At 66.3% G+C, this 246-nt stretch carries 1 protein-coding gene; it reads right to left on the bottom strand.

The features are described 5' to 3' along the window. Window positions 1-246, bottom strand: a 246-nt coding sequence (locus SB751_RS34005) for a hypothetical protein (RefSeq protein ID WP_410749497.1), incomplete at both ends; no start/stop codon positions are given.

The following is a 246-nucleotide window of genomic DNA, read 5'->3' as shown; positions in this document are numbered from 1 at the left end:
CCGTGCGGCTGCCCGCCGGTTCCGTGTAGCCGCCAATCACAAACTCCTGCCGACGCGCACAACGCAGCTTGAGCCACGACGCGCTGCGCGTGGACGTATAGGCGCTTTCGCGTCGCTTCGCGACGAGCCCTTCGAGATTTGCGGCGCACGCGGCTTGCAGTAAGTCGTCGGGATCGCCGTCGAATGCAGCGGAAAAACGCAGCACGTCCTGATCGCCGCGTTCGAGCAAGGCGGCAAGCTGCGCGC

It is taken from the genome of Cupriavidus sp. SIMBA_020 (assembly GCF_046535395.1).
Lineage (GTDB): Bacteria > Pseudomonadota > Gammaproteobacteria > Burkholderiales > Burkholderiaceae > Cupriavidus > Cupriavidus campinensis.
The sequence above is the reverse complement of the archived record's forward strand: the minus strand, read 5'-3'. Positions and strand labels throughout refer to the sequence as shown.